This is a genomic window from Salinispora cortesiana (genome assembly GCF_000484695.1).
Classification (GTDB): domain Bacteria; phylum Actinomycetota; class Actinomycetes; order Mycobacteriales; family Micromonosporaceae; genus Micromonospora; species Micromonospora cortesiana.
On sequence record NZ_AXVR01000152.1, the window covers coordinates 1 to 2,175 of the forward strand.

At 64.9% G+C, this 2,175-nt stretch carries 1 protein-coding gene and 2 pseudogenes; 1 reads left to right on the top strand and 2 read right to left on the bottom strand.

Annotation, left to right across the window (positions count from 1 at the left end; genetic code table 11):
* Positions 1–58: 58 nt before the first annotated feature.
* Positions 59–169: pseudogene (locus K228_RS30550) on the bottom strand (transposase); the annotation flags it as partial.
* Positions 170–408: 239 nt separating this feature from the next.
* Here K228_RS30550 and K228_RS0124665 point away from each other — a divergent pair.
* On the top strand, positions 409–1,740 hold the full coding sequence (locus tag K228_RS0124665; protein ID WP_025620752.1) for an IS110 family RNA-guided transposase: 1,332 nt from the start codon (positions 409–411) through the stop codon (positions 1,738–1,740).
* 95 nt (positions 1,741–1,835) lie between these two features.
* Here the strand turns inward: K228_RS0124665 and K228_RS28035 are convergent.
* Positions 1,836–1,982: pseudogene (locus tag K228_RS28035) on the bottom strand (IS5 family transposase); the annotation flags it as partial.
* Positions 1,983–2,175: the final 193 nt, after the last annotated feature.

Below are 2,175 nucleotides of genomic sequence, written 5' to 3' on the forward strand. Positions count from 1 at the left end.
TCGCTTCTTACCCACGCTCTCCATGATGCTGGACATCCTCCCGGAGACCCCAGGTCCCCTGATCTCGGATGTCCGTCAAAACGGGGCAGGCCCAGTAGTAGGTGGCCGACTTCGGCGGCAGGTCGTGTGGCAGGTACGCCCACTGGCAGCCGGTCCGGTTCTGGTAGAAGTCACCCGGTCGGTTCCCGAACGCCTCGCAGGCGTGAAAATGGTGCGCTGGTCACCCGTCGACGCCGTGCGATCTTGGTCTTCGAAGGCCGTGTAGAAGTCTGGCGCAGGGGCCCCGACCTTGATGGGTCACGCACTGTTGCTTCGAGCACGCCGGTCAGATTTTCGGTTCCCGACCGAGGCCCCCGGGTGGCCAGCCCTGGTGTTCCAGTCGGTCATGGTGTGGAAGGACGTGAGCGAATGCGTGCGGTGCCCGAGGAGTTTCCGGATGTGGATAGTGAGCAGGTCCTGGCGCGTGTGTGTGCGATCGATGTGGCCAAGGAGTTCGGGACGGTCTGCACTCGGCTGCCCAGCACGGCCGGACGGCGCAGCAGCCGGGTCTGGCAGGTCGCCGCGACGACCAACGCGGTGACCGACCTGGCCGCCCAGCTTGTCGCCGCTGAGGTGCAGAAGGTCACCGTGGAGAGCACGTCGGATTACTGGCGGATCTGGTTCTACCTGCTGGAGGCCGCCGGCTTGGACGTGCAGTTGGTCAACGCCCGGGACGTGAAGAACGTGCCGGGCCGGCCGAAGACCGACAAGCTCGACGCGGTGTGGTTGGCCAAGCTCACCGAGAAGGGCTTGCTGCGGCCCTCCTTCGTGCCGCCCGCATCGATCCGGGCACTGCGTGACTACACCCGTATGCGGGTCGATCTCATCCGTGACCGGACCCGCAATCTGCAACGGATGGAGAAACTCCTCGAAGACGCGTTGATCAAGGTCACTACCGTGGCATCCAGCCTGCGGACGCTGTCGACACGGGACATGATCGAGGCGCTCATCCGCGGCGAGCATGACCCGAACACACTGGCTGAACTGGCTCGTGGCCGCATGCGCGGTAAGCGCACGGCGCTGATCGAAGCGCTGACCGGCCGGTTCAAGGAGCACCACGGCGAGCTGGCCCGCATCCTGCTCGACCAGATCGACCGTCTCGACACGCAGATCGCGCACCTGAGCGACCGCATCGACGCGGTGCTGGCCGAGATCGATCCACCACAGCCATCCGGTGACGCCAAACCGGCCCTAGACGAGATCACCGTGAGTACCGCCTGGCAACGGCTCTGCGAGATCCCGGGCATCAGCACCGAATCCGCCCAAATGATCATCGCCGAGATCGGCCTTGACATGAGCCGCTTCGCTACCCCGGCGCACCTGGTGTCGTGGGCCCGGCTCTGCCCACGGACCATCCAGTCCGGAACCAGCCTCAGCGCCGGCAAAGCGGGCAAGGGCAACCCCTACCTCAAAGGAGCGCTCGGCATGGCCGCTGCCGCCGCAGCCCGCGGCGGTGACACCTTCCTGGCTGAACGCTACCGGCGCTTGGTGAAACGCCGCGGCAAGAGCAAAGCCCTCGTCGCCGTCGCGCGATCCATGCTTGTCATCGTCTGGCATCTGCTGGCCAACCCCGACGCCCGATTCCACGACCTCGGCGCTGACTTCTACCAACGACGTGTCGACACCGGCCGCAAGACCGCCAGCCTCATACGACAACTCGAAGCCCTCGGACTCGCCGTGACGTTGCAACCCGCCGCCTAACCCATCCCCTCCCCGTTCCACACCGACTACCACCCCGACAGTCGGTCAGGTTCGTGCACCCAAAACCCGCCGTGGCACAGGCTATTTACCGGTCAGATCGCGTTCACGATCTCCCGCAACTCGTAGCGGCCCTGATGCCCCGACACCGACGGGTGGCGGTCCTTCCACGCCTGCAGAAACGGCCCGACCACCGCCCACTGATCATCGGTCAGGTCACTCGGATACGCCGCACGTCCATTCATGATCAGCCCAACGCGGCCGGGCCTCCCCGGTTACGACTACGGCTCACATTCACATGCCAACCCAAACCTCTAAGGGACGAAAGCTACCGAACCACCCTCTCACTGGACGTTTGCTTCATCTTCGGGCCGGTAATGGCCGATTCGCGCCTCGACCTCGGTAGCGCGAAATACCCGACCCGACCTAGAAAGAAAA

Excerpts from the sequence above, each read along its gene's own strand:
- K228_RS0124665 (WP_025620752.1), top strand. The coding sequence starts at position 409 with ATGCGTGCGGTGCCCGAGGAGTTTCCGGATGTGGATAGTGAGCAGGTC.